Annotated in this window: 25 protein-coding genes; 12 read left to right on the top strand and 13 right to left on the bottom strand. The window is 69.5% G+C overall.

The genetic code is table 11. The features are described from left to right. Positions 1-34 precede the first annotated feature (34 nt). Entirely contained in the window at positions 35-655 is a 621-nt protein-coding gene (locus K340_RS0105940; RefSeq protein ID WP_154674103.1) for a putative glycolipid-binding domain-containing protein, read from the bottom strand. A gap of 75 nt (positions 656-730) precedes the next feature. Here K340_RS0105940 and K340_RS0105945 point away from each other — a divergent pair, with 75 nt between their 5' ends. Next, a complete protein-coding gene (locus K340_RS0105945) occupies positions 731-1801 on the top strand; it encodes a copper resistance D family protein (RefSeq protein ID WP_211229289.1) in 1071 nt (356 codons plus the stop codon). Here the strand turns inward: K340_RS0105945 and K340_RS27835 are convergent. After that, complete coding sequence (locus tag K340_RS27835; protein ID WP_211229290.1) at positions 1733-3073, bottom strand: hypothetical protein; 1341 nt, start codon at positions 3071-3073, stop codon at positions 1733-1735. The genes K340_RS0105945 and K340_RS27835 overlap by 69 nt on opposite strands. A gap of 31 nt (positions 3074-3104) precedes the next feature. Here K340_RS27835 and K340_RS37250 point away from each other — a divergent pair, with 31 nt between their 5' ends. Beyond that, a complete protein-coding gene (locus K340_RS37250) occupies positions 3105-3776 on the top strand; it encodes an IclR family transcriptional regulator (RefSeq protein ID WP_029136036.1) in 672 nt (223 codons plus the stop codon). Positions 3777-3868: 92 nt separating this feature from the next. Continuing rightward, positions 3869-4282: a PPOX class F420-dependent oxidoreductase gene (locus K340_RS0105960; protein ID WP_029136037.1), complete on the top strand. Its 414-nt coding sequence runs from the start codon at positions 3869-3871 to the stop codon at positions 4280-4282. Between the two features lie 4 nt (positions 4283-4286). On the opposite strand, the gene K340_RS0105965 is transcribed toward K340_RS0105960, so the two are convergent. Then, positions 4287-4778, bottom strand: a complete 492-nt coding sequence (locus tag K340_RS0105965; RefSeq protein WP_029136038.1) for an Lrp/AsnC family transcriptional regulator — start codon at positions 4776-4778, stop codon at positions 4287-4289. 208 nt (positions 4779-4986) lie between these two features. Between K340_RS0105965 and hppD the strand changes: the two genes are divergently transcribed. From hppD to K340_RS0105990, 5 genes are all read left to right on the top strand, one after another. Beyond that, a complete protein-coding gene (hppD, locus tag K340_RS0105970) occupies positions 4987-6189 on the top strand; it encodes a 4-hydroxyphenylpyruvate dioxygenase (protein ID WP_211229315.1) in 1203 nt (400 codons plus the stop codon). Positions 6190-6268: 79 nt separating this feature from the next. Further along, the gene (locus K340_RS0105975) at positions 6269-6973 is read left to right on the top strand and encodes a VIT1/CCC1 transporter family protein (protein ID WP_029136040.1); all 705 of its coding nucleotides are present in this window, start codon (positions 6269-6271) and stop codon (positions 6971-6973) included. 47 nt (positions 6974-7020) lie between these two features. Beyond that, complete coding sequence (locus K340_RS27840; RefSeq protein WP_051265249.1) at positions 7021-7464, top strand: VOC family protein; 444 nt, start codon at positions 7021-7023, stop codon at positions 7462-7464. A 133-nt stretch (positions 7465-7597) separates the two neighbouring features. Beyond that, positions 7598-7903: a DUF3263 domain-containing protein gene (locus K340_RS0105985; protein WP_029136041.1), complete on the top strand. Its 306-nt coding sequence runs from the start codon at positions 7598-7600 to the stop codon at positions 7901-7903. Positions 7904-7959: 56 nt separating this feature from the next. Beyond that, positions 7960-9519 carry an ATP-dependent DNA ligase gene (locus K340_RS0105990; protein ID WP_029136042.1) on the top strand — a complete coding sequence of 520 codons (1560 nt, stop codon included), beginning with the start codon at positions 7960-7962 and terminating at the stop codon, positions 9517-9519. Positions 9520-9580: 61 nt separating this feature from the next. Here the strand turns inward: K340_RS0105990 and K340_RS0105995 are convergent, their stop codons facing one another. Together K340_RS0105995 and K340_RS0106000 are read right to left on the bottom strand one after the other, a co-directional pair. Next, positions 9581-10564, bottom strand: a complete 984-nt coding sequence (locus K340_RS0105995; protein ID WP_029136043.1) for a CDP-alcohol phosphatidyltransferase family protein — start codon at positions 10562-10564, stop codon at positions 9581-9583. A gap of 1 nt (position 10565) precedes the next feature. After that, complete coding sequence (locus tag K340_RS0106000; RefSeq protein WP_029136044.1) at positions 10566-11336, bottom strand: phosphatidylserine decarboxylase; 771 nt, start codon at positions 11334-11336, stop codon at positions 10566-10568. A gap of 150 nt (positions 11337-11486) precedes the next feature. On the opposite strand from K340_RS0106000, the gene K340_RS0106005 reads away from it, so the two are divergent. Both K340_RS0106005 and K340_RS33925 read left to right on the top strand, forming a co-directional pair. Continuing rightward, positions 11487-12053: a dTDP-4-dehydrorhamnose 3,5-epimerase family protein gene (locus K340_RS0106005; protein WP_051265251.1), complete on the top strand. Its 567-nt coding sequence runs from the start codon at positions 11487-11489 to the stop codon at positions 12051-12053. 3 nt (positions 12054-12056) lie between these two features. Next, positions 12057-12650 (top strand): histidine phosphatase family protein, encoded by a 594-nt coding sequence (locus tag K340_RS33925; RefSeq protein ID WP_029136046.1) that lies wholly within the window; start codon positions 12057-12059, stop codon positions 12648-12650. A 39-nt stretch (positions 12651-12689) separates the two neighbouring features. Here the strand turns inward: K340_RS33925 and K340_RS27850 are convergent, their stop codons facing one another. Beyond that, complete coding sequence (locus K340_RS27850) at positions 12690-13934, bottom strand: hypothetical protein (protein WP_051265253.1); 1245 nt, start codon at positions 13932-13934, stop codon at positions 12690-12692. A gap of 215 nt (positions 13935-14149) precedes the next feature. On the opposite strand from K340_RS27850, the gene K340_RS0106025 reads away from it, so the two are divergent. Further along, positions 14150-14725: a TerD family protein gene (locus tag K340_RS0106025; protein ID WP_029136048.1), complete on the top strand. Its 576-nt coding sequence runs from the start codon at positions 14150-14152 to the stop codon at positions 14723-14725. Between the two features lie 18 nt (positions 14726-14743). Here K340_RS0106025 and paaI read toward each other — a convergent pair whose 3' ends face one another. Genes paaI through paaA form a run of 7 tightly spaced genes read right to left on the bottom strand, consistent with a single transcriptional unit; the run spans position 14744 to position 21037 of the window. Next, the gene (gene paaI, locus K340_RS0106030) at positions 14744-15217 is read right to left on the bottom strand and encodes a hydroxyphenylacetyl-CoA thioesterase PaaI (RefSeq protein WP_084614101.1); all 474 of its coding nucleotides are present in this window, start codon (positions 15215-15217) and stop codon (positions 14744-14746) included. Then, positions 15210-16517: a phenylacetate--CoA ligase PaaK gene (gene paaK / locus K340_RS0106035; RefSeq protein WP_029136050.1), complete on the bottom strand. Its 1308-nt coding sequence runs from the start codon at positions 16515-16517 to the stop codon at positions 15210-15212. The genes paaI and paaK overlap by 8 nt, the downstream gene beginning before the upstream one ends. Positions 16518-16534: 17 nt before the next feature. Next, positions 16535-17737: a 3-oxoadipyl-CoA thiolase gene (pcaF, locus tag K340_RS0106040; protein ID WP_029136051.1), complete on the bottom strand. Its 1203-nt coding sequence runs from the start codon at positions 17735-17737 to the stop codon at positions 16535-16537. Positions 17738-17758: 21 nt separating this feature from the next. Next, positions 17759-18871, bottom strand: coding sequence for a 1,2-phenylacetyl-CoA epoxidase subunit PaaE (gene paaE, locus K340_RS0106045; RefSeq protein WP_037363214.1), 1113 nt, complete (start codon positions 18869-18871; stop codon positions 17759-17761). After that, entirely contained in the window at positions 18871-19665 is a 795-nt protein-coding gene (paaC, locus tag K340_RS0106050) for a 1,2-phenylacetyl-CoA epoxidase subunit PaaC (RefSeq protein WP_084614102.1), read from the bottom strand. The genes paaE and paaC overlap by 1 nt, the downstream gene beginning before the upstream one ends. Continuing rightward, positions 19662-20039 (bottom strand): 1,2-phenylacetyl-CoA epoxidase subunit PaaB, encoded by a 378-nt coding sequence (gene paaB / locus K340_RS0106055; protein WP_084614103.1) that lies wholly within the window; start codon positions 20037-20039, stop codon positions 19662-19664. The genes paaC and paaB overlap by 4 nt, the downstream gene beginning before the upstream one ends. Beyond that, positions 20036-21037 (bottom strand): 1,2-phenylacetyl-CoA epoxidase subunit PaaA, encoded by a 1002-nt coding sequence (gene paaA / locus K340_RS27855; RefSeq protein ID WP_084614104.1) that lies wholly within the window; start codon positions 21035-21037, stop codon positions 20036-20038. Before paaA ends, paaB begins: the two co-directional genes overlap by 4 nt. Positions 21038-21146: 109 nt before the next feature. Between paaA and paaZ the strand changes: the two genes are divergently transcribed. Continuing rightward, on the top strand, positions 21147-23192 hold the full coding sequence (gene paaZ, locus K340_RS0106065) for a phenylacetic acid degradation bifunctional protein PaaZ (protein ID WP_029136055.1): 2046 nt from the start codon (positions 21147-21149) through the stop codon (positions 23190-23192). Positions 23193-23268: the final 76 nt, after the last annotated feature.

Here is a 23268-nt window from a genome sequence, read left to right on the forward strand (position 1 = left end):
CTCCCTTCGACGCCGACGGCGTCACTCTTCCAGCCTAGCGAGTCGCGGGCACGGGCGTCTGCCCGATGACGCCATTTCTGTCGATGGTCAGCAGCGATTCGCCGTTTCCGCTGGTCACGGCGACCTCAACGGTGCCGTCGGCACTCTTCGAGACTGTGCGGTATGCCACCCGTTCGGTCGAAAGGGTGAGGTCCGGGACGTCGACGACCGCCACCTCGACGGAGGTCGAGGCGCCGACCTCGGAATGGTGCAGGGCCAGCCGCTGGGCCGGCAGCGACAGCGCCAGCAGCGAACCGGCCAGCACCACGTCGGTGTCGTCGCCGAGGTCCGGCTGCTGCTGCCGCCCGTCGGCCCGGTCCAGCACCCAGGGAGTGCCAGGGGCCTTGGTCATCGACAGCGATCGTTCACCGATCGCCGCGTCGGCCCGCACCGTCAGCCGGCGGAGGTTGCCGGCCGGGTCGGTGAGCAGCGAGTACCAGCAGCCGAACGCCCGATCGGCGTCTTCGGCGGACCGAACCAGGTAGCCGTTGACCCGCAGGCCACGGTCGGACCGGACGACCCTGGCCGTCTCCAGCACCAGATCGTCGGCGAGTGCGTCCGGGGCAGCCGCCGAGGACGTCGAGGTGAACATGAATGAGGATTGAGGAATTGCCACGTCAGACACGTTAGCGCCGAAATCGGCAGCTGACGAACTTCCGACAGCCCCGGCCGCGCATGTCACGATGATCGGGTGACCAGATCCCGGCCCGCCGAACGGCCCGGTCCCGTGCTCCCGTTCGCCGGGCTGGTGCGCCCGGCCGCCGGGTTCGCGGCCCTGCTGGCGGCCGCCGCCCTGATCACGGCGCTGGTCGGCACGGGGCTGACGGAGCCCGCGACCGTGGTCGGGATCGAGCCGGTACCGGCGGTTGTCCGGCTGGGCATCCCGGTTGCCAGGGTGCTGCTCGATCTGGGCGCGGTGGCCGCCGCCGGGCTGGCGCTGCTGTCGAAGATGGTCGGCTTCGACGACCCGGGCGCGACCGAACCGGTGCTGCGCCGGGCCCGGCCGATCGCCGCCTGGGCCAGCCTGCTGTGGACCGCCGCCGCCCTGCTGTCGGTGCTGCTGCTGGCCTGGGAGATCTCGGCGGCCACCGGTGACGGATTCCCGTCGGCGGGGCAGATCTGGGCGTATGTCGGCAACGTTCCGGCCGGCAAGGGACTGCTGCTGTCGGCCGCCTGCGGGCTGATCTCGTTCTGGCTGTGCCGGCTCTCGGTCCGGCACGGTGAGAAGGTGCCGGCCGAGTTGCGGGTCGGCATCGTGCTGTTCGGGCTGCTGCCGCTGCCACTCACCGGGCACGCGTCGAACTGGTACTGGCACGACGTCGCGATGATCTCGATGGAACTGCACGTGGTCGCCGCCACCGCCTGGGCGGGCGGACTCGGCGCGCTGCTGATCTTCCTGATCCGCCGGCCAGCGTTGCTGGCGATCGCGTTGCCGCGATTCTCCAGACTGGCCACCTGGTGTGTGCTGCTGGTCGGCCTCACCGGGCTGTTCAACGGACTGGTCGAGCTGGCCCTGTCGCCGATCACCTCACTGCCGGAGTCGTTGTGGCAGACCAGGTACGGCGTGCTGCTGCTGGCCAAGATCATCTGCATGGCAGCCATCGCGGTGACGGCGGTGGTAGTGCGCACCCGGCTGCTGCCGCAGGTGGCGGCCGGCCGTCCGTCGGCGATCGCCCTCTGGTGCGGCTGGGAACTACTGGTGCTGGCGATCGCCTTCGGGGTGGCCGTGGTGCTCACCAGGGCGCCCGTCAGCCCGTTCTGAGCCGGTTGGCGCCGCTGAGCCGGCCGGCCCCGGCCCGGTCAGCTGCCCGGCGGCGTTCCGCGGTGGCTCCGGGGCGAACTCGACGGTCAGCGGCGGCGGCCGGTCCTGGCCCGGCATCGTCCGGCCCGACAACCATTCGGCGATGCCCCAGGTGATCAGCAGCCCGATCGCGGCCAGGGCGATGGTGTTCCACTGCACCGGCACCGCGCGCAGCGGATGACCGGTCTCGAACTCGGTGCGCCATTGCGCGATATCCATCGAGCCGAGTCCGGTGGGCGAGCCGGAGGCCGTGGCCTGCAACCACAGTGCGCCGTAGCCGACGGCCGTCACCCCGATCCCACCGACCACCGTGCGCACCACGGGAGACCGGAGCAGGAACACCAGGTCGACGGCCAGGCCGAGGGCGAGCAGCCAGACCGGCGGCACCGAAGGCGGGAAGTTGCCGACCACCAGCAGCGGCCAGATCACCAGCCGGTAGGCCAGATAGCCAGCCGTCACCGCGGTGGCGGTGAACGCGAAGCCGACCATCCGACGGGCGAAGGCCAGCAGCGGCACGCAGATCACCAAGGCCCACAACGGATATACCCACGGCGGGATCGGCATCGCGAAGTTGTTCAGCGACAGGTCGTCAACCGGTCGGCCCAGCTGGTCGGCGGCGAAGCTGAGCAGCGACGGTTCGGCGTACGGCGCGCCGCGGAACCAGGAGGCGATCTCCAGGACTCCGTACTCCTGCTGCAGCTGCGGGAAGAAGACGTCCTCGAACAGGAACAGCCACAGCGCCAGCATGCCCAGCGTCCAGCCGCGGGATCTGCCGGCCGAACGTGGGTAGGTGCGGTACCAGTTCCGGATGACACCGGCGATCATGATCGCGGTCCCGGTGTACAACAACAGGTGTGACGGCGACCAGGCCGTCAGATCCAGCCCGTTGATCCGGTGGTTGATGATGTCGATCGGCCCGGCGATGACGAAAATGCCGGTGCCCCACTGCATCAGCCGCAGCGACGCCTTCTCCACCCCGTAGCCGGTGAACGAATGGGCGAGCACCAGCCCGATGGCGATCCCGGTGCCGACGGTGTTCAACAGGTGCGGCGGCGCGAGGTCGTCGCGCAACCACTTGAAGTGCCAGGAGACGTCCCAGCTGGAACCGAGCAGTTTGAACAGCAGCGCCAGCAGCCACATCCGTTGCATGAACGCATTCAGCGAACGTGGCGTCGGGCGGCCGGCCGTGCCCCGCGACCAGTAGGTGCGCATGAAGCCGGCCAGTCGTTGCATGGCGCCAGAATACGGTGCGGTCGGGCAGGATATGGGCATGCTTCCACCGCCGCCGGACCGGCCGCCGAAGCGCGCACCGGAGCGCTCATCGGCGCTGGATCGCGGGCTGGCAGTGCTCGCCTTGCTGGCCGATCATCCCGAGGGGCTGACGGTCAGCGAACTGGCCGGCCGGATGTCACTGAGCCGCCCGGTGGTCTACCGGCTGCTGGCCTCGTTGCTCGATCACGGTTATGCCCGTCGCTCCGGTGACGGCCGGGTGAGCATCGGGCCGGGCGTGCTGCGCCTGTCGCAACGGGCGCAGTCGCAGGTCCGCCGGGTCGCGGTGCCGATCCTGCGTCGGCTGGCGGAGGCCACCGGGGCCACCGCACACCTGTCGCTGGCGGACGGGGACGAGGCGGTGGCGGTCGCCGTCGTCGAACCCAGCTGGACCGACTTCCATGTCGCCTACCGGACCGGGTCGCGTCATCCCCTGGAGCGGGGCGCCGCCGGCCGGGCCATCCTGGCCGCCCGCGGCGGCCGGATGACGGCGGTCGAGTCGTCCGGCGAACTGCAGCCGGGCGCGTGGGGGTTGGCGGTGGCGGTTCCGTCGGCCCTGCTGGAGGCGTCGGTCGGCGTGGTGGCGCTGGGCACCTTGGACCAAACGGCGGTGGTGGATCCGTTGCAGCAGGCCGCCACCGCGTTGGCCAGGGCCATCGGCCCGTGAGGTCTCGATGGGTGTCGGGCTGGAATCCCGTGGCCGCCGCCGCGGTTGACCATCGAACTGGGTGACAACCGATTCCGGAGGCTGCTGTGGCTGTGACGATCGAACAGGCGCTCGCGTATGTGGCGGAGAACGACCATGCGGTACTGGCCACGAGACGCAAGGACGGATCTCCGCAGATGTCGCCGCTGAACATCGGCGTGCTGGACGGCGCGCTGGTGATCTCCAGCCGCCAGATGCTGGCCAAGGTGCGGAACCTGCGGCGAGACCCGCGGGCATCGGTACTGGTGCTGGCGGACGCCTTCTACGGCTACTGGGTGCAGGTTGACGGCACCGCCGAGATCATCGATCAGACCGACCCCGGCACGGTGGATCTGCTGGTCGAGGTCTATCGGGCGATCGCCGGCGAGCACCCGGACTGGGATGAGTACCGGGCGGCGATGGTGGCCGACGAGCGGGTGGTGATCCGGATCCGCCCGGAGCGCGCCTCCGGCGAACTGCCCGGCTGACGGTTCACGCCTGTTCGACCGCTCGCGGTTGATCAACCGCCGAGGCCACCAGCGGCCTGGTGCGCAGTGGGATCGGGGTGGCCAGCGCGATGGTGGTGGCCGCCCGCAGCACCGACGGATCGGCGACCACCGAGTCGATCACCCGCTGCAGATCGGAGTTCGACCGGGCGACCAGGTGCACCAGCAGGTCGGCGGTGCCGGTGACGGTGTGCACCTCGATCACCTCGGGAATCTGCCGCAGATGCGTGAGAACGTTCGCCCGGCCGCCGCTCTGCGCGATCTCCAGCGACAGGAACGCGGTGACCGGGTAGCCAAGCGCTGCCGGGTCGATCGTCGGCGCGAAGTCGGCGATCACCCCGGTGCGCTGCAGTCGGTCGAGCCGGGCCTGCACCGTGCCGCGGGCGACCCGCAGCCGTCGCGACGCCTCGAGCACCCCGACCCGTGGATCGGTGGCCAGCAGATCGAGGATCGCCGCGTCCAGTTCGTCAATGATCACTGTTTCTCCGGGCTGTGCAAAGTGTTCAGCGTTCGGGCGTTCAGGTTCGCCATTCTGTACACCATAGCCAGCGTCAGACTGATCTCTTGCCTACCCGCGGGTCACTGTTCACGATGCACTCACCGAGCTCACCGCCGCGCCCCGGCCGATCCCGGCCGACAGCCGCAACGGATCGGCGGCCCAACGTCAGGAGTAGTTGATGACCACCATGGAGAACCTCGAGCTGACCGTCGAGGAGCGCGCCGCCAATCTGACCCCGGAAGAACTGGTGCAGTTGGTCGGGTTGGTCGACTACGACGCCGATGCCGACCCGTTCCCGGTGACCGGTTGGGACGCCATCGTCTTCGTGGTCGGCAACGCCACCCAGACCGCGCACTACTACCAGTCGGCCTGGGGCATGGAATTGGTCGCCTACTCCGGCCCGGAGAACGGCAACCGCGACCACAAATCGTTCGTGCTGAAGTCCGGCTCGATCCGTTTCGTGATCAACGGCGCGGTGGATCCGGACTCGGAGTTGGTGGAGCATCACCGCAAGCACGGCGACGGGGTGTCCGACATCGCGCTCGAGGTGCCCGACGTGGACAAGTGCATCGAACAGGCGCGCCGGGCCGGCGCGACGGTGCTGCGGGAGCCGCAGGACGTCACCGACGAGCACGGCACGGTCAGGATCGGGGCCATCGCGACCTACGGAGACACCCGTCATACCCTGGTCGACCGGAGCCGTTACACCGGCCCGTATCTGCCCGGATACGTTGCGGCGCAGTCGAAGTGGGTCAAGCGGGACGGTGAGCCGAAGCGGCTGTTCCAGGCCCTTGACCACATTGTCGGCAACGTCGAGCTCGGCCGGATGGACGAGTGGGTCACCTTCTACAACAAGGTGATGGGCTTTGTGAACATGGCCGAATTCATCGGTGACGACATCGCCACCGACTATTCGGCGCTGATGAGCAAGGTGGTCGCGAACGGCAACCACCGGGTCAAGTTCCCGCTCAACGAGCCGGCCGTGGCGAAGAAGAAGTCCCAGATCGATGAGTATCTGGAGTTCTATCGCGGCGCCGGTGCCCAGCACCTTGCGGTGGCCACCGGCGACATCATCGCCTCGGTGGATGCGTTGCGGGCCAACGGGGTCCAGTTCCTGTCCACGCCGGATTCGTACTACCAGGACCCGGAGCTGCGGGCCCGGATCGGCAAGGTGCGGGTGCCGATCGAGGAGTTGCAGAGGCGCGGCATCCTGGTCGACCGGGACGAGGACGGCTACCTCTTGCAGATCTTCACCGCGCCGCTGGGCGACCGGCCGACGGTGTTCTTCGAGCTGATCGAGCGGCACGGTTCGCTCGGCTTCGGCAAGGGCAACTTCAAGGCGTTGTTCGAGGCGATCGAACGCGAGCAGGACCGCCGCGGCAACCTCTGAGGGCCGGTGCCCTGGGCAATCCTGAGGGGTGCCCAGGGCCCGGCATTACCCGTCGGTGTCCGCCGGGTACTTTCGGCCGATGAGCGAATCCACCGACGGTAGGTTCGCTCGGTTTCGCAGCGCCCTGTCCGACGCCAGGGCGACCCGCTCCTGGACCGTCGACGCGAATGACGGAATCCTGGCGACGGCCGGCATCCTTGAGGGCTTCGCCGGCGCGGGCGCCACCGACGCCACGCTGTTGACGGCGGCGTTCGTCGCGATGATCGCCGGCGGCCTGGGTCTGGGCGGAGCCAAGTGGGCGGAGGAGGCCGCCGAGCGGGATGCGCAGCTCAGGGTGATCGCGGTGGAAGCGGCCGAACTCGAGCACAGTCCGGAAGCGGAGCTCGCCGAACTTGCCGATCACTACGTGAGTCGCGGGCTGGCCCCCGACCTGGCCCGCCAGGTGGCCGAGCAGCTGAGCGCGCGGGATGCGCTGGCCGCCCAACTCGACGCCGAGCACGACATCCGACAGCTGATGCCGCGGTGGGCGCCGGCCTGGGCAGGGGTGTCGGCAGGAGCTGCCTTCATCCTCGGCTCGCTGGTCCCGCTGCTGGTCAGCGCGTTCGTGCCGGGTGCGGTGGAGGGCTGGGCGATCCTGCTGACCGTGGTCATCTCGCTGGTCATCACCTCGTTCGTCAGCGCGCGGCGCGGTCACACGACCGTCTCGCGCACCGTGGCCCGAACGCTCGCGGTCGGCGTCGGCACGCTCGGATCCAGCTACCTGGTGGGCATGCTGATCTTCTGACGCAGCCGACCAAGCCTCGACGACGGCGCCTTGGCTAGGGTCGGCGAATGCCGAAAAGAGGTCTGCTGCACCACGTCGAGCTGTGGGTGCCCGATCTGTCGCGGGCGGTGGCCGAATGGGGGTGGCTGCTCGGGGCGCTGGGCTACACCGAGTTCCAGAACTGGCCGGCCGGTCGAGGCTGGCGGCTGGGGGAGACCTACCTGGTGGTCGAACAGTCGCCGGCGATGATCGGCGACGTGCACGATCGGCTCCGACCCGGTCTCAATCATCTGGCCTTCCACGCGGGTGACGTGGCGGCGCTGGATGCCCTGATGGCGCGGGCCGCAGATCACGGCTGGACCCAGCTGTTCGCCGATCGCTATCCACATGCCGGTGGCGATGAGCAGTTCGCCGGCTATCTGACCAACAACGATGGATTCGAGGTCGAGCTGGTCGCCGGCTTGCCGGTCACACCCGTCACAATCGTCACACCGGTCCCGTCAGCCCCGTGACCTGCGGGGTTGCCGACACTCCGGGCGCGACACTCCGGGGGCAACTGGACCGGGGGCGGGCCGCGTGGTGGGATGGTTCTACGGAATGACACAGGTGTGATTCGCACCAGCACGGCCACAGGAGGAAGCAGCGATGACGAGTGCGAACTCGGCCGCCGGGAGCGATGGAGCACCCGAGGAGCTTCCCGATGGCCTGACCCGCCGGGAGCGTGACGTGCTGCAGTTCGAACGGCAGTGGTGGCAGTTCGCCGGGGCCAAGGAGCAGGCGATCAAGGAGATGTTCGACCTGTCGCCGACCAGGTACTACCAGGTGTTGAACGCCGTCATCGACAACCCGGTCGCGCTGGCCTACGACCCGCTGCTGGTGCGCCGGCTCCGGCGGATGCGGCAGACCCGGCAGCAGGCCAGGTCCAAGCGCCGGCTCGGCATCGAGAGCTGACCCACCCGCACTTCTGGTCAATCGGCACTGTCGGTCGCTCGCGCGACAATAATCGGATGACGCTCACCGACGTGGTCGGTGCGGCGGCCACCGCCGCCGCCACCAGCTCGCGACTGGCGAAGGTCGCTGCGCTCGCCGAGCTGTTCCGCGGGCTGCCGCCGGACCAGGTGCCGACCGCGATCGGTCTGTTGCTGGGCAAGCCACGACAAGGCCGCACCGGCGTCGGCTGGCGCACGCTCGACGGCGTCCGACCAGAACCAGCGCCGACCGCCTCCCTGCAGCTGGCCGACGTCGATGCCGCCCTCGACCGGCTGGCCGCGGCCGTCGGCTCCGGCAGCGGATCGACAACGGTCAGGGCGACGGTGTTACGAGACCTGTTGACCCGCGCCACTTCCGACGAACAGGACTTCCTGGTCCGGTCGCTGCTCGGTGACGTCCGCACCGGTGCGCTCGAGGGGGTGGTGCTGGACGCGATCGCCGCCGCCGCCGGCCGCCCGGCGACTGCGGTGCGGCGGGCGGCGATGCTCACCGGCGATCTCGGCGAGACCGCCAGACGGGCATTGACCGGGGACGGGTTCGACGACGTCGGCCTCACGCCGGGCATCCCGGTGCTGCCGATGCTGGCGAGCACCGCGGCGTCACCGACCGCGGCGCTGGAGATCACCGGCGAGGCCTCCGTCGAGTTCAAACTCGACGGTGCGCGGCTGCAGATCCACCGGGTGGGCGGCGTCGTCAGCGCCTTCACCCGGACGCTGGCCGACGTCACCGCGCGGGTGCCCGAGGTGGTCGAACTGGTCGGCGGGTTCCCCGGCGGCGACCTGATCCTGGACGGCGAGACGCTCACCCTCGGCGAGGACGGCCGGGCCAGGCCGTTCGCCGACACGATGAGCCGGTTCGGCGCCCGGTCGGCGCGGCAGGCCCAGCTGTCGGTGTGGTTCTTCGACCTGCTGCACGCCGGCGGCGTCGACCTGATCGACGAGCCGCTGCGCCGGCGCCGGGCCGAACTGGAGGCGGTGGTCGGCGACCGGGTCGTCCCCGGGGTGATCACCGCCGATCCGGCCGCCGCCGAGCAACTGTTCGGCCGCGCGCTGGCAGCCGGGCACGAAGGGGTACTGGTCAAGGCGGTCGATTCGGTCTACGCGGCCGGCCGTCGGGGCAAGAGCTGGGTCAAGGTGAAGCCCGTGCACACCTACGACCTGGTGGTGCTGGCCGCCGAATGGGGCTACGGCCGGCGCACCGGTTGGCTGTCGAACCTGCACCTGGGCGCCCGGGACCCGGACGGCGAGTTCGGTGAGCCCGGTGGCTTCGTGATGGTCGGCAAGACCTTCAAGGGGCTGACGGACGACATCCTGCGCTGGCAGACCGAGTTCTTCCCGACCATCGAGTCCCGGCGGACCGGCAGCGCGGACAGCGGGGGTGCGGTGTTCGTCGAGCCGACCACGGTGGTGGAGATCGCGATCGACGGCGTGCAGCGGTCCAGCCGCTACCCGGGTGGGGTGGCGCTGCGGTTCGCCAGGGTCAAGAGCTACCGGCTCGGCGACACCGCCAAACCCGCGGAGCAGACCGACACCATCGACACCCTGCGGGCCCTGCTGGCCCCGGACTCAACGCCCTGACCTGCGACGATCGTCCACCTTTGGCAATGCTCCGCTGGGCGGAGCAACGTCAAAGGGGGATTCAGCGCAACCGTCGACGGCCCAACCGCCGGGGCTGACGGGGTTGCTCGGCCGCCGCGGCGGACGACCCAGGTGTGGCGGACGACCCAGATGCGGCGGACGACCCAGATGCTGGGGATGATCCAGGTGCCGTCGATGACCGTGGCCGTCTGCGCTCGCCGGCCCGGCCGGCGACTCTCCGGGTGGGAACCCTGGGCCGCAGTCGACTGGGGCTGGTCCTGACCCGGGTCCGCACCCGACCGGAATACCAGAGCTCTGGGTGTCGACGCAGGTGCCGGTACTTCCACGAGGCGTAGGGCAGATGTGCCAGGTACACCAATATCCCGAGCGCGAACATGATCACCGGCTGGTAGAACGCCAGCGCCACGCAGATCACCAGGCCGATCAATGCGGGCATCACCAACTGCGAGGGGAAGTACACCGACTTGAGGGCGATGGTCGGCACCCGGGAGATCATCAGTGCGGCCACGACGAGCAGCCACAGGGCGACCAGCCAGCCGTTCGTCCACCAGCCGTCGCCGAATCGCGTGTACAGCGCCATCGGCAGGATGGCCAGCAGCCCGCCGGCCGTCGACGGGATCCCGGTGAAGAAGCCTTTTGCGTATGGCTTGGGGTTGTCGTCGTCCAACAGTGAGTTGAACCGGGCCAGCCGCAGCGTGGTGCAGACCGCGTAGACCAGGCAGATCAACCAGCCGATCGGGTGCCGGTCGAGCCCCCAGAGATACATCACCACCGCCGGTGCCACGCCGAAGCTGACGCAGTCGGACAGTGAATCAAGCTCGGCGCCGATCCGGCTGGACGAATGCAGTAACCGGGCGGCCGGGCCGTCCAGTGAGTCCAGCACGGCAGCGGCACCGATGATTGCCGCCGCCAGGAACCACTGTTCCCGATGGGCGAGCGCGATCGAGGACAGCCCAGCGCACAGCGCCAGGACGGTGATCGCGTTCGGCAGGAACCGCACTCCGGCCGGCATCGACACGGCCATCTCAGGTGCCGGTGCTCGAACCGGCGCCACCCAGTTCGGCCAGGACCGTTTCGCCGCCGATCGTCCGCTGCCCGACCCGCACCTTGAGCGGCGTGCCGACCGGCAGATAGGTGTCGACCCTGGACCCGAACCTGATCAGCCCGTAGGTCGCGCCGGTGTGCACCGGGCTGCCGGGGCTGACGTCACAGACGATGCGGCGGGCCAACAGCCCGGCGATCTGGGTGACCACCACCTCGCCGCCGGCGACCGCACCGATCAGCAGCGAGTTGCGCTCGTTGTCCTCGGACGCCTTGTCCAGATCCGCCGACAGGAACTTCCCCGGCCGGTAGGCGGCATGCGTGACGATGCCCTCCACCGGCACCCGCTGCACGTGCACGTCCAGCAGCGACAGGAACACCGAGACCCGGGGCCGCGGGGTGGGATCCAGGCCGAGCTCGGCCGGCGGCACGGCCTCGTCGACCACCGCGATCAGGCCGTCGGCGGGGGCGACAACGGTGCCGACGCCGGCCGGCGTCACCCGGTTCGGGACGCGGAAGAACAGTGCGGTGGCCGCGGTTCCGATCAGGCCGGTGCGGCCGACGAACCGGCCGGCCCGGCGCAGCCCGAACGAGCGCAACAGCAGCCGGAGCCCGAGGGTGGCGCCGGCAACGCCGGCGACGATCGGCCGGCCGCCCGGGTGCATCGGCGGAATCGCCTGCCGCACCAGATCGAGAATATGCGCGGCCCCGGTGCCGGCGCCGTCGCCTCCGGTCTGATCTGCGTGTTTCGCCATCGCGAACTCGTCGGTTCCTTCTCTTCGGTGCTGGGTCTGCCTGCTGGTCATGATCGGCCGCCACTGGTGGTGGAGCCTTGCCCTGCCGTGTGCGCAGGGTGAGCCCCACGGTAGTGCACCGGGCGCGAACGGCCGTGGAACGATGGGCACATGACGACGCCGCAGATCACCGAGATGCAGGTCGACAAGACAGCCATCGACGGTCTGCTGGTGCTGACGATGAAGCAGGTCACCGAGCCGCGGGGCACGGTCCGAGAGTTCTTCCGGGCCTCGGCCTATGCCGGTCCGCTGGCCGGCCTCGGCGCCTGGCAGCAGATCAATATCACCGAGACCGCCCGGGGCGGCATCCGCGGGCTGCACGGCGAGGCCATGGTCAAGCTGGTCGCCTGTGTCGCGGGCGAGGCCTTCGGTGCCTATCTGGACGCGCGGGAGGGCTCGCCGAGCTACGGCGCGGTCGTCACCCTTCCGCTGCGGACCGGCACCCAGGTGCTGGTCCCGGCCGGCGTCTGCAACGGCTTCCAATCGGTGTCCGAGGCGGGCTGCCAGTACCTGTACTGCTTCACCGACGAGTGGCGGCCGGGGATGGCCGGTGTCGGGTATTCGCCGTTGGACACCGGTCTCGGCATCGACTGGCCGATCCCGGTGGACCCGCAGAACCCTGCCCAGGTGTCGGCGAAAGACGCGTCGGCGCCGCTGTTCTCGCAGCTGCGGACGTGACCGGTGAGTGACCTGCAGTGTCCGGCGACGGTGCTGATCGCCCGGCACGCCGAGGCGACCTACCCGACCGAGCTGTGGTCGGACGCCGGTGGCACCCTCACCGAACTCGGCCGCAGGCAGGCCGCCGAGCTGGCGGAGCGACTGCGGCCGCGGCGGATCGGTCATGTCTATCCGAGCACCATGGAACGCTCGGTGCAGACGGCCGAGATCGTTGCTGAGCGGCTCGGCGTCGGGTTCACCCCGCTCGCCGGTCTGCGCGAATTCGAGGTCGGCGACGGCGCCGGCCGGCCCCTTGACACCGACCCGTTCCAGCCGACCTTCACCCGCTGGCTGGCCGGCGAGCATGCCGCTGTGATGCCGGGAGCCGAGACCGGCACCGCTGTGCTGGAACGGATACGTGATGCGCTGCAACAGATCTCGGACGAGAACCGCGGCGAGACGGTGCTGGCGATCAGTCACGGTGGGGTGATGCGGTTCGCCCTGCCGGTGCTGGACGGCCATCGCTGTCGACCGGGCAGGCTGGCGAACACCGCCGTCGTCGAGTTCGAGATCGACAACGACGACTGGGTCTGCCGGGCCTGGCCGCCGGACGCCTGACCCGGACGGGCTGACCCGGACGGGCTGATGTCCGCGCCGTCAGCCCCGGTCGGTGCGGGCCTGCTGCCGGACCCGGTCGACGATGTCGGCGACGAACTCGCGGACCGACCGCAGCTCGGTGATCATCGACCAGTAGTCGGGGTGCGGGCGGTCCATGCCCTGCATGGCCCGGTCCACCCTGGCCGACTGGGCGTCCAGTACCGAACCCCACTCACCCGCCAACCCGCGGTCCACCACCAGCCGCTGGGCATCCCGGATCGCGAACCGCACCGGGTGTTCGGCGCCCCGTGGGTCCCGCTTCACCTCGCGCAACTGCTCCAGCCGGCCGGTCACGTCGTCGATCAGCGCGTCGGCCTGGCCGGCGTGCTGGCGACTGGAGGCGACCAGCTCGAGGGCGTCCTCCGACCTGCCATCGCGGACCGCCGTCGTGGCCTTGTCGAAGTCGGCCCTGGCCGCCGACAATGCTGCGTCGGCGCGCCGGCCGTGCTCGTTCAGGTCGGCGGAACTGGCCTGGCTGAACTCCCGCCACATCGCCGACTGGGCCTGCGGCAACCGCTGCATCCTGGTGGCCAGGCTGTCCAACCGGGTCTTCAACGACGGCAGCGAGCCGGCGGCCTTCTGGGCCAGGTGCGGGGCGTCGTTGATCGCCTCGGTGAAGGCACCCGCGGCCGCGTGGACCGCGGTCGCCGCCTGCTGCAGGTCGGCCGCCGAGCCGCCGGCGTCCAGCGCGGACATCGCCGCCGACAGCCCGTCCATCGCCGCCACCACCGATCGCAGGTCCAGCAAGCCCGGCTGCTGCTGCGCGACCTGGCCGGCCCGGTCGGTCGCGGCCGCGGCCGCCGCCCTGGCGTCACCGACCAACTTCGGGATGGCGGCCAGTGTCCGTTTGCTGGCCTCGATCTGGTCGCGGTAGCGGGAGTAGAAGCCGTCGACGGCTGAGGCGGCATCGGCCATCGCCCGGTGCGCGCTGACGAACGCCCGGCGGGCGGATTCCACATCAAGGTTGGCGTTCGGCTCGCCGTAGGTGTCGGTGAGCGGGTACTTCGCGGTCGCGTCCAGGTACTCGGCCGACGCCTTGAAGGCGCGCTCGGCGATCGGCGTCCAGGCCCTGGCGATCTCGGTGGAACCGGTCAGTGCCTGCGCCGATTTGATGGCGTCGTCGACGTAACCCTGTCGGGTGTCCAGGTCGATCAGCGCCTGGGCGGCGCCGTCCAACGCCGACCTGGCCGGAGCGAGGTCGGTCGCCTGGCGGTTGCGTCCGCCGCCGAACCATGGAGCACTCATTGGCGCCGATGCTAGTAGCCGCCACCGCGGCCGTGCCGGGCAACGCTGGGATGCGGCGCCCCGCGGCCCACCCGCGGCACCCTGAGGCCAGGATCGGTGAGATTCCCCGATGCCGCCTCCGCCGCCACCTGTAGGCTCGAAATCAGGTCAGCGTCGGCCATCGGGCCGATCGCGAGCCGCCGGAGAACCACGAGACGACGGAGGTCGCGAGAGTTATGGGTGTGAGCCTTTCCAAGGGTGGGAACGTTTCGCTGACGAAGGAGGCCCCGAACCTGACGGCGGTCACCATCGGTCTGGGTTGGGACGTGCGGACCACTACCGGTGTCGACTTCGATCTGGACGCCAGCGCGCTGGCGCTGGGCGAGGACAAGAAGGTGCTGTCCGACCAGCACTTCATCTTCTTCAACAACCTCCGCTCGCCGGACGGCTCGATCGAGCACACCGGCGACAACCTGACCGGCGAGGGCGAGGGTGACGACGAGGCGATCAACGTCAACCTGGTGGCCGTGCCGCCGAACATCGTGTCGATCGTCTTCCCGGTGTCGATCTACGAGGCGGACGCCCGCTCGCAGTCGTTCGGCCAGGTACGCAACGCGTTCATCCGGGTGGTGGACCGCAGCAACAACGTCGAGCTGGCCCGCTACGACCTGACCGAGGACGCCTCGACCGAGACCGCGATGGTCTTCGGCGAGCTGTACCGCAACGGCACCGAGTGGAAGTTCCGGGCCGTCGGCCAGGGCTACGCCTCCGGCCTCAGCGGAATCGCCAGGGACTTCGGCGTCAACGTCTGACGCACCGTCGGGTGTCCGTCAGCGCGGCAGGGTCCGGGACCGGCCGCGGAACTCGGCGACCAGGCCCGCCGGATTGCTGACGGTCACGTCGTAGATGCCGCTGCGGCCGTACCGGGCGCGTTCGACGGCCCGGGCGGTCAGCAGGTCGCCGGCCTTCGCCGGTCGGACGAAGCTGATGTCGGCGCCGGCCGCCACCGTCACCGGGCCGTGGGTGTTGCAGGCGCAGGCGAACGCGGTGTCGGCCACCAGGAAGATGTAGCCGCCGTGGCCGATGTCGTGGCCGTTCACCATGTCCGGGCGCACGGTCATGGTCACCGTTGCGCTGCCGAGGCCGAGTTCGGTGAGCCGCATGCCGAGTCCGGCGGACGCCGCGTCGTCGGCCAGCATGTTGCCGACCGCGGCCAGATCCGCCGCCGGATCGGCGCTGTCCGGAACGGTGAGGCGGTCAGCTGCGGCCACGCCAGGGTGGCCATCGGTGGCCGGTTCAGCCATGGCGCTGGTCGATGATCCGCCGGGCCTTGCCCAGCGAGCGCTCGATGGCGAACGGCTCCAGGACCTGCACCGTGGTGGTCACCCCGATCACGTCCTTGATCCGCTTGCGCACCTGCTCGGCCGCCGTCGCGCGTTCGCCGGTCTCCGCATAGTCCGGCCGGGCCTCCACCTGCACCGCCATCGCGTCCATCCGCCCGTCCTTGGTCAGCACCAGCTGGAAGTGCGCGCTCAGCCCGGGGTAGCCGAGCAGGATCTCCTCGATCTGGCTGGGGAACAGGTTCACCCCACGCAGGATGATCATGTCGTCGCTGCGGCCGGTGATCTTCTCCATCCGCCGCATCGTCCGGGCGGTCCCCGGCAGCAGCCGGGTGAGATCCCTTGTCCGGTAACGGATCACCGGGAAGGCCTCCTTGGTGAGCGAGGTGAACACCAGCTCGCCCTTCTCCCCGTCAGGCAGCACCTCGCCGGTGACCGGGTCGATCACCTCCGGGTAGAAGTGGTCCTCCCAGATGTGCAGCCCGTCCTTCGTCTCCACCGTTTCGTTCGAGACCCCCGGCCCGATCACCTCGGACAGGCCGTAGATGTCGACGGCGTGCATGTCGAGGCGTTCCTCGATCTCCCTGCGCATGTCCTGGGTCCACGGTTCGGCCCCGAAGATGCCGACCTTCAGCGTGGTCGACCGCGGGTCGACGCCCTGCCGCTCCATCTCGTCCACGATCGAGAGCATGTACGACGGGGTGACGACGATGATGTCCGGTTCGAAGTCGACGATGAGTTTGACCTGCCGCTCGGTCTGGCCGGCCGACATCGGGATCACCGTGCAGCCCAACCGTTCCGCGCCGGCATGCAGCCCCAGGCCGCCGGTGAACAGGCCGTAGCCGTAGGCGTTGTGCACCCGCATGCCGGGCCGGCCGCCGGCGGCCCTGATCGACCGGGCGACCACGTCGGCCCACATGTCCAGATCGTTCTGCGTGTAGCCCACCACGATCGGCTTGCCGGTGGTGCCACTGGAGCCGTGCAATCGGCGAATCTGTTCGCGGGGGACGGCGAACATGCCGAACGGGTAGGTGTCCCGCAGGTCGTTCTTCACGGTGAACGGGAAGTGCCGCAGGTCCGACAGCTGCCGCAGGTCGTCCGGATGGATGCCCAAGTCGTCGAACGCTTGCCGGTAGTGCGGGACGTTGCGGTAGGCATGGTTCAGCGTCCAGTGCATCCGCTGCAGTTGCAGCGCCTCGATCTCTTCCCGCGGAGCGATCTCGATCGGGTCCAGATCCGCCCGGTCCGGTGTCAGATCCAACATCGTCGGCCTCCTGACCGCTACGGCCGTTCGATCAGGACCGAAAGGCCCTGGCCGACGCCGATACACATGGTGGCCAGGGCCCGGGCTGCGTCGCGCTGCGCCAGCTCCAATGCGGCGGTCAGCACCAGGCGGGCGCCGGTGGCGCCGAGTGGGTGCCCGAGGGCGATGGCTCCGCCGTTGGGGTTGACGAACTCCGCGTCGTCCGGCAGGTCGAGTTCCCGCAGCACGGCCAGGGCCTGCGAGGCGAATGCCTCGTTCAGCTCGACCACGTCCAGATCGGCAACTTGCAACCCGTTTCGCTGCAACAGCTTCCGCGTGGCCGGGACCGGGCCCATGCCCATGATCCTGGGTGGCACGCCCGCGGTCGCCGCTCCGGTGATCCGGGCGATCGGTTCGAGCCGGTACCTGTCGACCGCGGCGGCGGAGGCCAGCAGCACCACGGCCGCGCCGTCGTTGACGCCGGAGGCGTTGCCGGCGGTCACCGTGCCGCCGGCCCGGAACGGCGTAGGCAGCTTCGCCAGTGCTTCCATCGAGGTCTGCCTCGGGTGCTCGTCGGTGTCCACCAGCACCGGATCACCCTTGCGCTGGGGCACCGGCACCGCGGTGATCTCGGTGCCGAACCGGCCACGCGCGATCGCAGCGGCCGCCCGTTGCTGGGAGCGCAGTGCGAAGCCGTCCTGATCGGCGCGGGAGACCCCGAAGTCGGCCGCCACGTTCTCGCCGGTCTCGGCCATCGATTCAGTGCCGTACTCGTTCTGCAGCCGGGGGTTGACGAACCGCCAGCCGAGGGTGGTGTCGAACATCTGTGGGTCGCGGGCGAATGCGCTGGTCGACTTGCCGACGACGAACGGCGCCCGGCTCATGCTCTCGACCCCGCCGGCGATGATCAGATCGGCCTCGCCGCAGCGGATCTGCCGGGCGCCGATGGCGATGGCGTCGGCGCCGGAGGCACACAGCCGGTTGACGGTGGTACCGCTGATCGTCACCGGCAGGCCGGACAGCAGGGTGGCCATCCTGGCCACGTTGCGGTTGTCCTCGCCGGCCTGATTCGCGCAGCCGAGGATGACGTCGTCGACCGCGGCCCAGTCCACCGCCGGCAGTCGCTCGGTCAGGGTGCGGATCAGCAGGGCGGCCAGGTCGTCCGGCCGCACCGACGACAGCACCCCGCCGTACCGTCCGATCGGCGTCCGGCTGCCGGCGACCAAGAATGCCTCACTCACACAGCATCTTCCTCACTGAACTCACTGATCGAAGTCGACGACGATACTGTCCGAGGTCGGGTAAGACTGACAGGCGAGCACATACCCGCGCTCGACCTCGTCGGCCTCCAAAGCATAGTTCTGGGCCATCTCGACCGTGCCGGACACCAACTTGCACCGGCAGGTGCCGCAGACTCCGTTCTTGCAGGCGAACGGGATCTCGCTGCGCAGCAGCCGGGCGGCGTCCAACACCGAATCGGCATCCGGGCTCATGGTGAACTCGGTGGTCCGGCCGTCCAACACCACCGTCACCTCGAAGCCGTCCTCGCGGGACTGTTCGCGGGCCACCGCCGCCCGCGGCGGCAGCGCATCGGCGTGGAACAACTCACGGTGGATGTGCTGCGGATCGGTGCCGCGCTCGACCAGGGTGTCCCGGACCAGGTCGGTCAGCGGTAGCGGGCCGCACAGGAACCAGTCGTCGACGGTGAGTTTCCCGCTGCCGTCGACGCACAGGGAGTCGAGCAGCCCGGTGAGCCGTTCGGCGTCCAACCGGCCGGACAGCAGTTCGGCGTCCTGGGTCTCCCGGGAAAGCACGTGCACGATCTGCAGCCGCCCGAGGTAGCGGTTCTTCAGATCCTCGAGATCCTCCAGGAACATGATGCTGCGTGAGGTGGCGTTGACGAAGATCAGCGTCGCCCGGCTGCCCGGTTCGGCGGCCAGCGCCGAGGCCAGGATGGACAGTATCGGGGTGATCCCGGATCCGGCGGCGACCGCGCCGTAATGCCTGGCCTGCAACGGATCGAACTGCGTGCCGAAGGTCCCGCTCGGGCTCAGCACCTCCAGGCTGTCGCCCACCTGCAGCCGGTCGAGGGCGTACGAGGAGAACACGCCGTCCGGCAGCCGCTTCACCCCGATCCGTAGTAGCCCGGAACCGGCCGGGGCGCAGATCGAGTAGTTGCGGCGGATGTCGTCACCGGCGATCGTCGCCCTGATCGCCAGGTGCTGCCCGGCGGCGAAGGAGAACTCGTCGCGCAGGTGCCGGGGCACCTCGAAGCTGACCGCCGCCGAGTCGTCCGTCAGCCGGTCGATTGCCGACACCCTGAGCAGGTGGAAGGCCGCGCGCTGTCGCCCGGTCGCAGGACTCTCCGCAACGATCACCAGCGTGCTCCTGGGTGCAGCCGGTGCAGGTACTGCATCTCGGCGAGCAGAAAGCCCAGTGCCTCGCTGTGCCGGCCGGCGCGGCCGGTGCCCGGCTTGAACACCGCCGTCGGGACGGTCAGCGTCGCCTCGGTGAGTACCCGCGTCACCGCGTCATCCCAGACCTGGTGCAGCGCCGCAGGTTCCGCGGCGATGCCGACGGCGCCCAGTCGCTGCAGCAGCTCGTCGGACTCGAACAGCTCGCCGACGTAAGGCCAGAGCCGGTCGACGGATTCCTGCACCCGCCGGTGCGACTCCTCGGTGCCATCGCCGAGCCGGATCACCCAGCCCGAGGCGTGCTCGAGGTGATACCTGGCCTCCTTCACCCCTTTCGCCGCGACCGCGGCGAGGGTGGCGTCCTTGCTGCCGGACAGCCGCTCGAAGAGCGGCACCTGATACGCGGAGAAGAACAGCTGACGGACCATCGTCAGCCCGAAGTCGTCGTCGTTGGGCTGCTGCACCAGCAGGCAACAGCGGAACTCCTGTTCGGAGCGCAGGTAGGCCAGGTCGTCCTCGTCGCGATACTTCTGGTCGTCGCCGAGTTCGGCGGCGTAGGTGAGCAGCGCCCTGGCCTGGCCGAGCAGGTCGAGCCCGATGTTGGTCAGCGCCAGGTCCTCCTCGAGCTGCGGAGCGTGCGCGGCCCACTCGGCCAGCCGGTGGCTCAGGATCAGGCTGTCATCGGCCAGCCGCAGGGTGTACTCGTGCACGTCGGCGGTGCGCTGGGCGCGCGCGTCCGGGGGCGTGCCGGTCACATCTGCACCCCGTCGGGCACGTCGTAGAACGTGGGGTGACGGTAGATCTTGTCGGCAGCGGGTTCGAAGAACGCATCCTTCTCGTCGGGAGAGGACGCGGTGATGTCGGTCGAGCGCACCACCCAGATCGACACGCCTTCCTGCCGGCGGGTGTACAGATCGCGGGCGTTCTGCAGCGCCATCGTCGGGTCCGGCGCGTGCAGGCTGCCGACATGGTTGTGCGACAGCCCGCGGCGGGCCCGGACGAACACCTCGAACAGTGCCCATGGCTCGGCTCCGCGGTCTCTCCGGGCCTGAGCGTCGTCTCCTTCGTCGGCGACACTCGGATCCTCGCTTCCCTGTCGCCTCGCGGGCCAGTCGGCGGATGTGCTCATGCCACCCTCTCAGGCGTAGCGGGGTTGTCCCGGCCGGGCGTAGCGGGGTTGTCCCGGTCAGGCGTAGCGGGCTTGTCCCGCTTCGCCGCATAGGCGGACGCGGCTTCCCGCACCCAACGGCCGTTGTCGTGCGCGGCCACCCTAAGGTCCAGCCGCTGCTTGTTGCAGGGCCCGTTCCCCTTGATCACCCGGTACAGCTCGTCCCAGTCGATCTCGCCGAAGTCGTAGTGTCCGCGCTCTTCGTTCCAGGCCAGATCGGGGTCGGGCAGCGTCAGTCCGAGTACTTCGGCCTGCTGCACGCACATGTCGACGAACTTCTGCCGCAGCTCGTCATTGGTGTGCCGCTTGATCTTCCAGGCCATCGACTGCTCGGTGTGCGACGACTCGGAGTCCGGTGGGCCGAACATCATCAGCGACGGCCACCACCAGCGATCGACCGACTCCTGGGCCATCGCCTTCTGCTCGGGCGTCCCGTGGGAGAGGGTGTAGAGGATCTCGTAGCCCTGCCGCTGGTGGAACGACTCCTCCTTGCAGACCCGGATCATCGCGCGGGCATACGGGCCGTAGGAGCAGCGGCACAGCGGCACCTGGTTCATGATCGCTGCGCCGTCCACCAGCCAGCCGATGGAGCCCATGTCGGCCCAGCTCAGCGTCGGGTAGTTGAAGATCGACGAGTACTTGTGCTTGCCGGCATGCAGCAGGTGGAGCATCTGCTCGCGGGAGATACCCAGTGTCTCGGCGGCCGAGTAGAGGTACTGGCCGTGCCCGGCCTCGTCCTGCACCTTGGCCATCAGGATCGCCTTGCGGCGCAGGCTCGGCGCCCTGGTGATCCAGTTGCCCTCGGGCTGCATGCCGATGATCTCGGAGTGGGCGTGCTGAGCGATCTGCCGGATCAGCGTCTTGCGGTAGGCCTCCGGCATCCAGTCCCGTGGCTCGATCCTGACATCGGCCTCGATCAGTTCGTCGAAGTGCTGCTGCAGGTCCGCCTCGGCATCCATGCCTGCCTCCTCGCGCCACTTACTTTGTAATGCCCTGTGTGACAGTATTACTGACCGAACGGTCAGCTGTCCAGATGGCACGCTTGCGGCAGAGGAGTAGGAACGGGTCATGACGCAGAAATTGAGCAGCTACGCCGCCGGTTCCTGGTACGCGGCCGCCGACGACGGCACTCCGATCCTGGACTCGTCGACCGGCGAGGTGGTGGCCACGGTTTCCGCCAGCGGACTGGACGTGGCGGCGATGGTCGAACACGCCAGGACCGTCGGTGGTCCGGCGCTGCGGGCGCTGACCTTCCAGCAGCGCGGCCTGATGCTCAAGGAGCTGGGCAAGTACCTGACCGGGCGGGCCGGCGAGATCCACGCGAACTACGGCGCCGCCGGCGCCACCACCCCGGACGCCCAGGTCGACGTCGAGGGCGGCATCGGCGTGCTGTTCGTCTACGGCAGCAAGGCCCGCCGGGAGCTGCCGGACGACACCATCTACACCGACGGTGGCATCGAGCCGCTGGGCAAGGACCCCAACTTCGTCGGGCAGACGATCTACTCGTCGCGGCCGGGCGTTGCCGTCTTTATCAACGCGTTCAACTTCCCGGTCTGGGGAATGCTGGAGAAACTCGCGCCCACCCTGCTGGCCGGGCTGCCGGTGATCGTCAAGCCGGCCACCGCCACCGCGCAGCTGGCCGAGCAGGCCTTCCGGCAGATCATCGAGTCCGGCATCCTGCCGGAAGGCTCGGTGCAGTTCATCGCCGGCGGTGTCGGTGACCTGTTGGACCACCTCGGCGGGAACGACGTGATCGCCTTCACCGGTTCCGCATCGACCGCTGCCAAGCTGCGGTCCGGGCCGGCGGTCGTCGAGCGGAGCGCCACCTTCAACGGCGAGGCCGATTCGCTGAACGCGTCAATCCTCGGCCCGGACGGCGGGCCGGACACCGAGGAGTTCGCCCAGTTCATCAAGACGGTGGCCCGCGAGGTGACGTCGAAGACCGGCCAGAAGTGCACCGCGATCCGTCGCGCTCTGGTACCGGAGCCGTTGCTGGACAAGGTGATCGATGCGTTGACGGCGCGACTGGGGAAGGTGGTGGTCGGCGACCCGCGCGATCCGGCGACCCGGATGGGGCCGTTGGTGAGTGTCGCGCAGCGCGACGAGGTGGCCGGCGCGGTGCGCCGGTTGGCGCAGGGGGCGGACATCCTGCTCGGTGGACCGGACGCGGAGCTGACGCTCGGTTCCGGAGACCCGGCCAAGGGTGCGTTCTTCCCGCCGACGGTGCTGCTGGCCCGCGACCGTCGGGACCGGAACCTGCACACCATCGAGGCTTTCGGTCCGGTGACCACGCTGTTCCCGTATACGGACGCCGCCGAGGCGGCCGAGCTGGTGGCGCTGGGGGAGGGCAGTCTGGTCGCCTCGGTGGTCAGCAACGACCAGCAGTTCGTCCGCGACCTGGTGCGGGAGATCGCGCCGTTCCACGGTCGGTTGTTGTTGCTGGATCGCGACAGTGCGGCGGCGGCCACCCCACACGGAGCCGTGTTGCCCAACCTGATCCACGGCGGTCCCGGGCGGGCCGGCGGTGGTGCCGAGCTCGGTGGCATTCGCGGTGTGCTGCACCTGATGCAGGCCACCAGCCTGTCCGGGTCGCCGGCGCTGATCGCCGCCGCTACCGGCAGGTGGAACGCCAACGCGCCGGAGGTCGACCCCGGGGTGCACCCGTTCCGCAAGTACTACGAGCAGCTGCAGATCGGTGACACCTTCCACACCGGCACCCGGGAGATCACCCTGGCCGACATCGAGACGTTCGCGCACTTCACCGGCGACACCTTCTACGCGCACATGGATGACCAGGCTGCAGCGGCGAATCCGTTGTTCGAGGGGCGGGTGGCGCACGGCTACTTCGTGCTGGCGGCGGCGGCCGGCCTGTTCGTCGATCCCGATCCGGGTCCGGTGCTGGCCAACTTCGGCCTGGATCGGCTGCGGTTCGTCAAACCCGTCTACCCCGGTGACGTCATCTCGGTCCGGCTCACCTGCAAGGCCAAGACCATTCGCGGCGGCATCGACCAGGGCGAGGTGACCTGGGACGTCGGGGTGACCAATTCCGATGGCGAACTCGTTGCCGCGTACGACCTTCTGACGATCAACGCGCTGGAGTCAGCGGCCGGCTGACACCGAGTTGATGACGCGTGACCGACAACTGTCGGTACGCGGTGCTACACACGACGAATGACGAATCCAGTGCTGA

Origin of the sequence: Nakamurella lactea DSM 19367 (assembly GCF_000426645.1) — a bacterium.
Classification (GTDB): domain Bacteria; phylum Actinomycetota; class Actinomycetes; order Mycobacteriales; family Nakamurellaceae; genus Nakamurella; species Nakamurella lactea.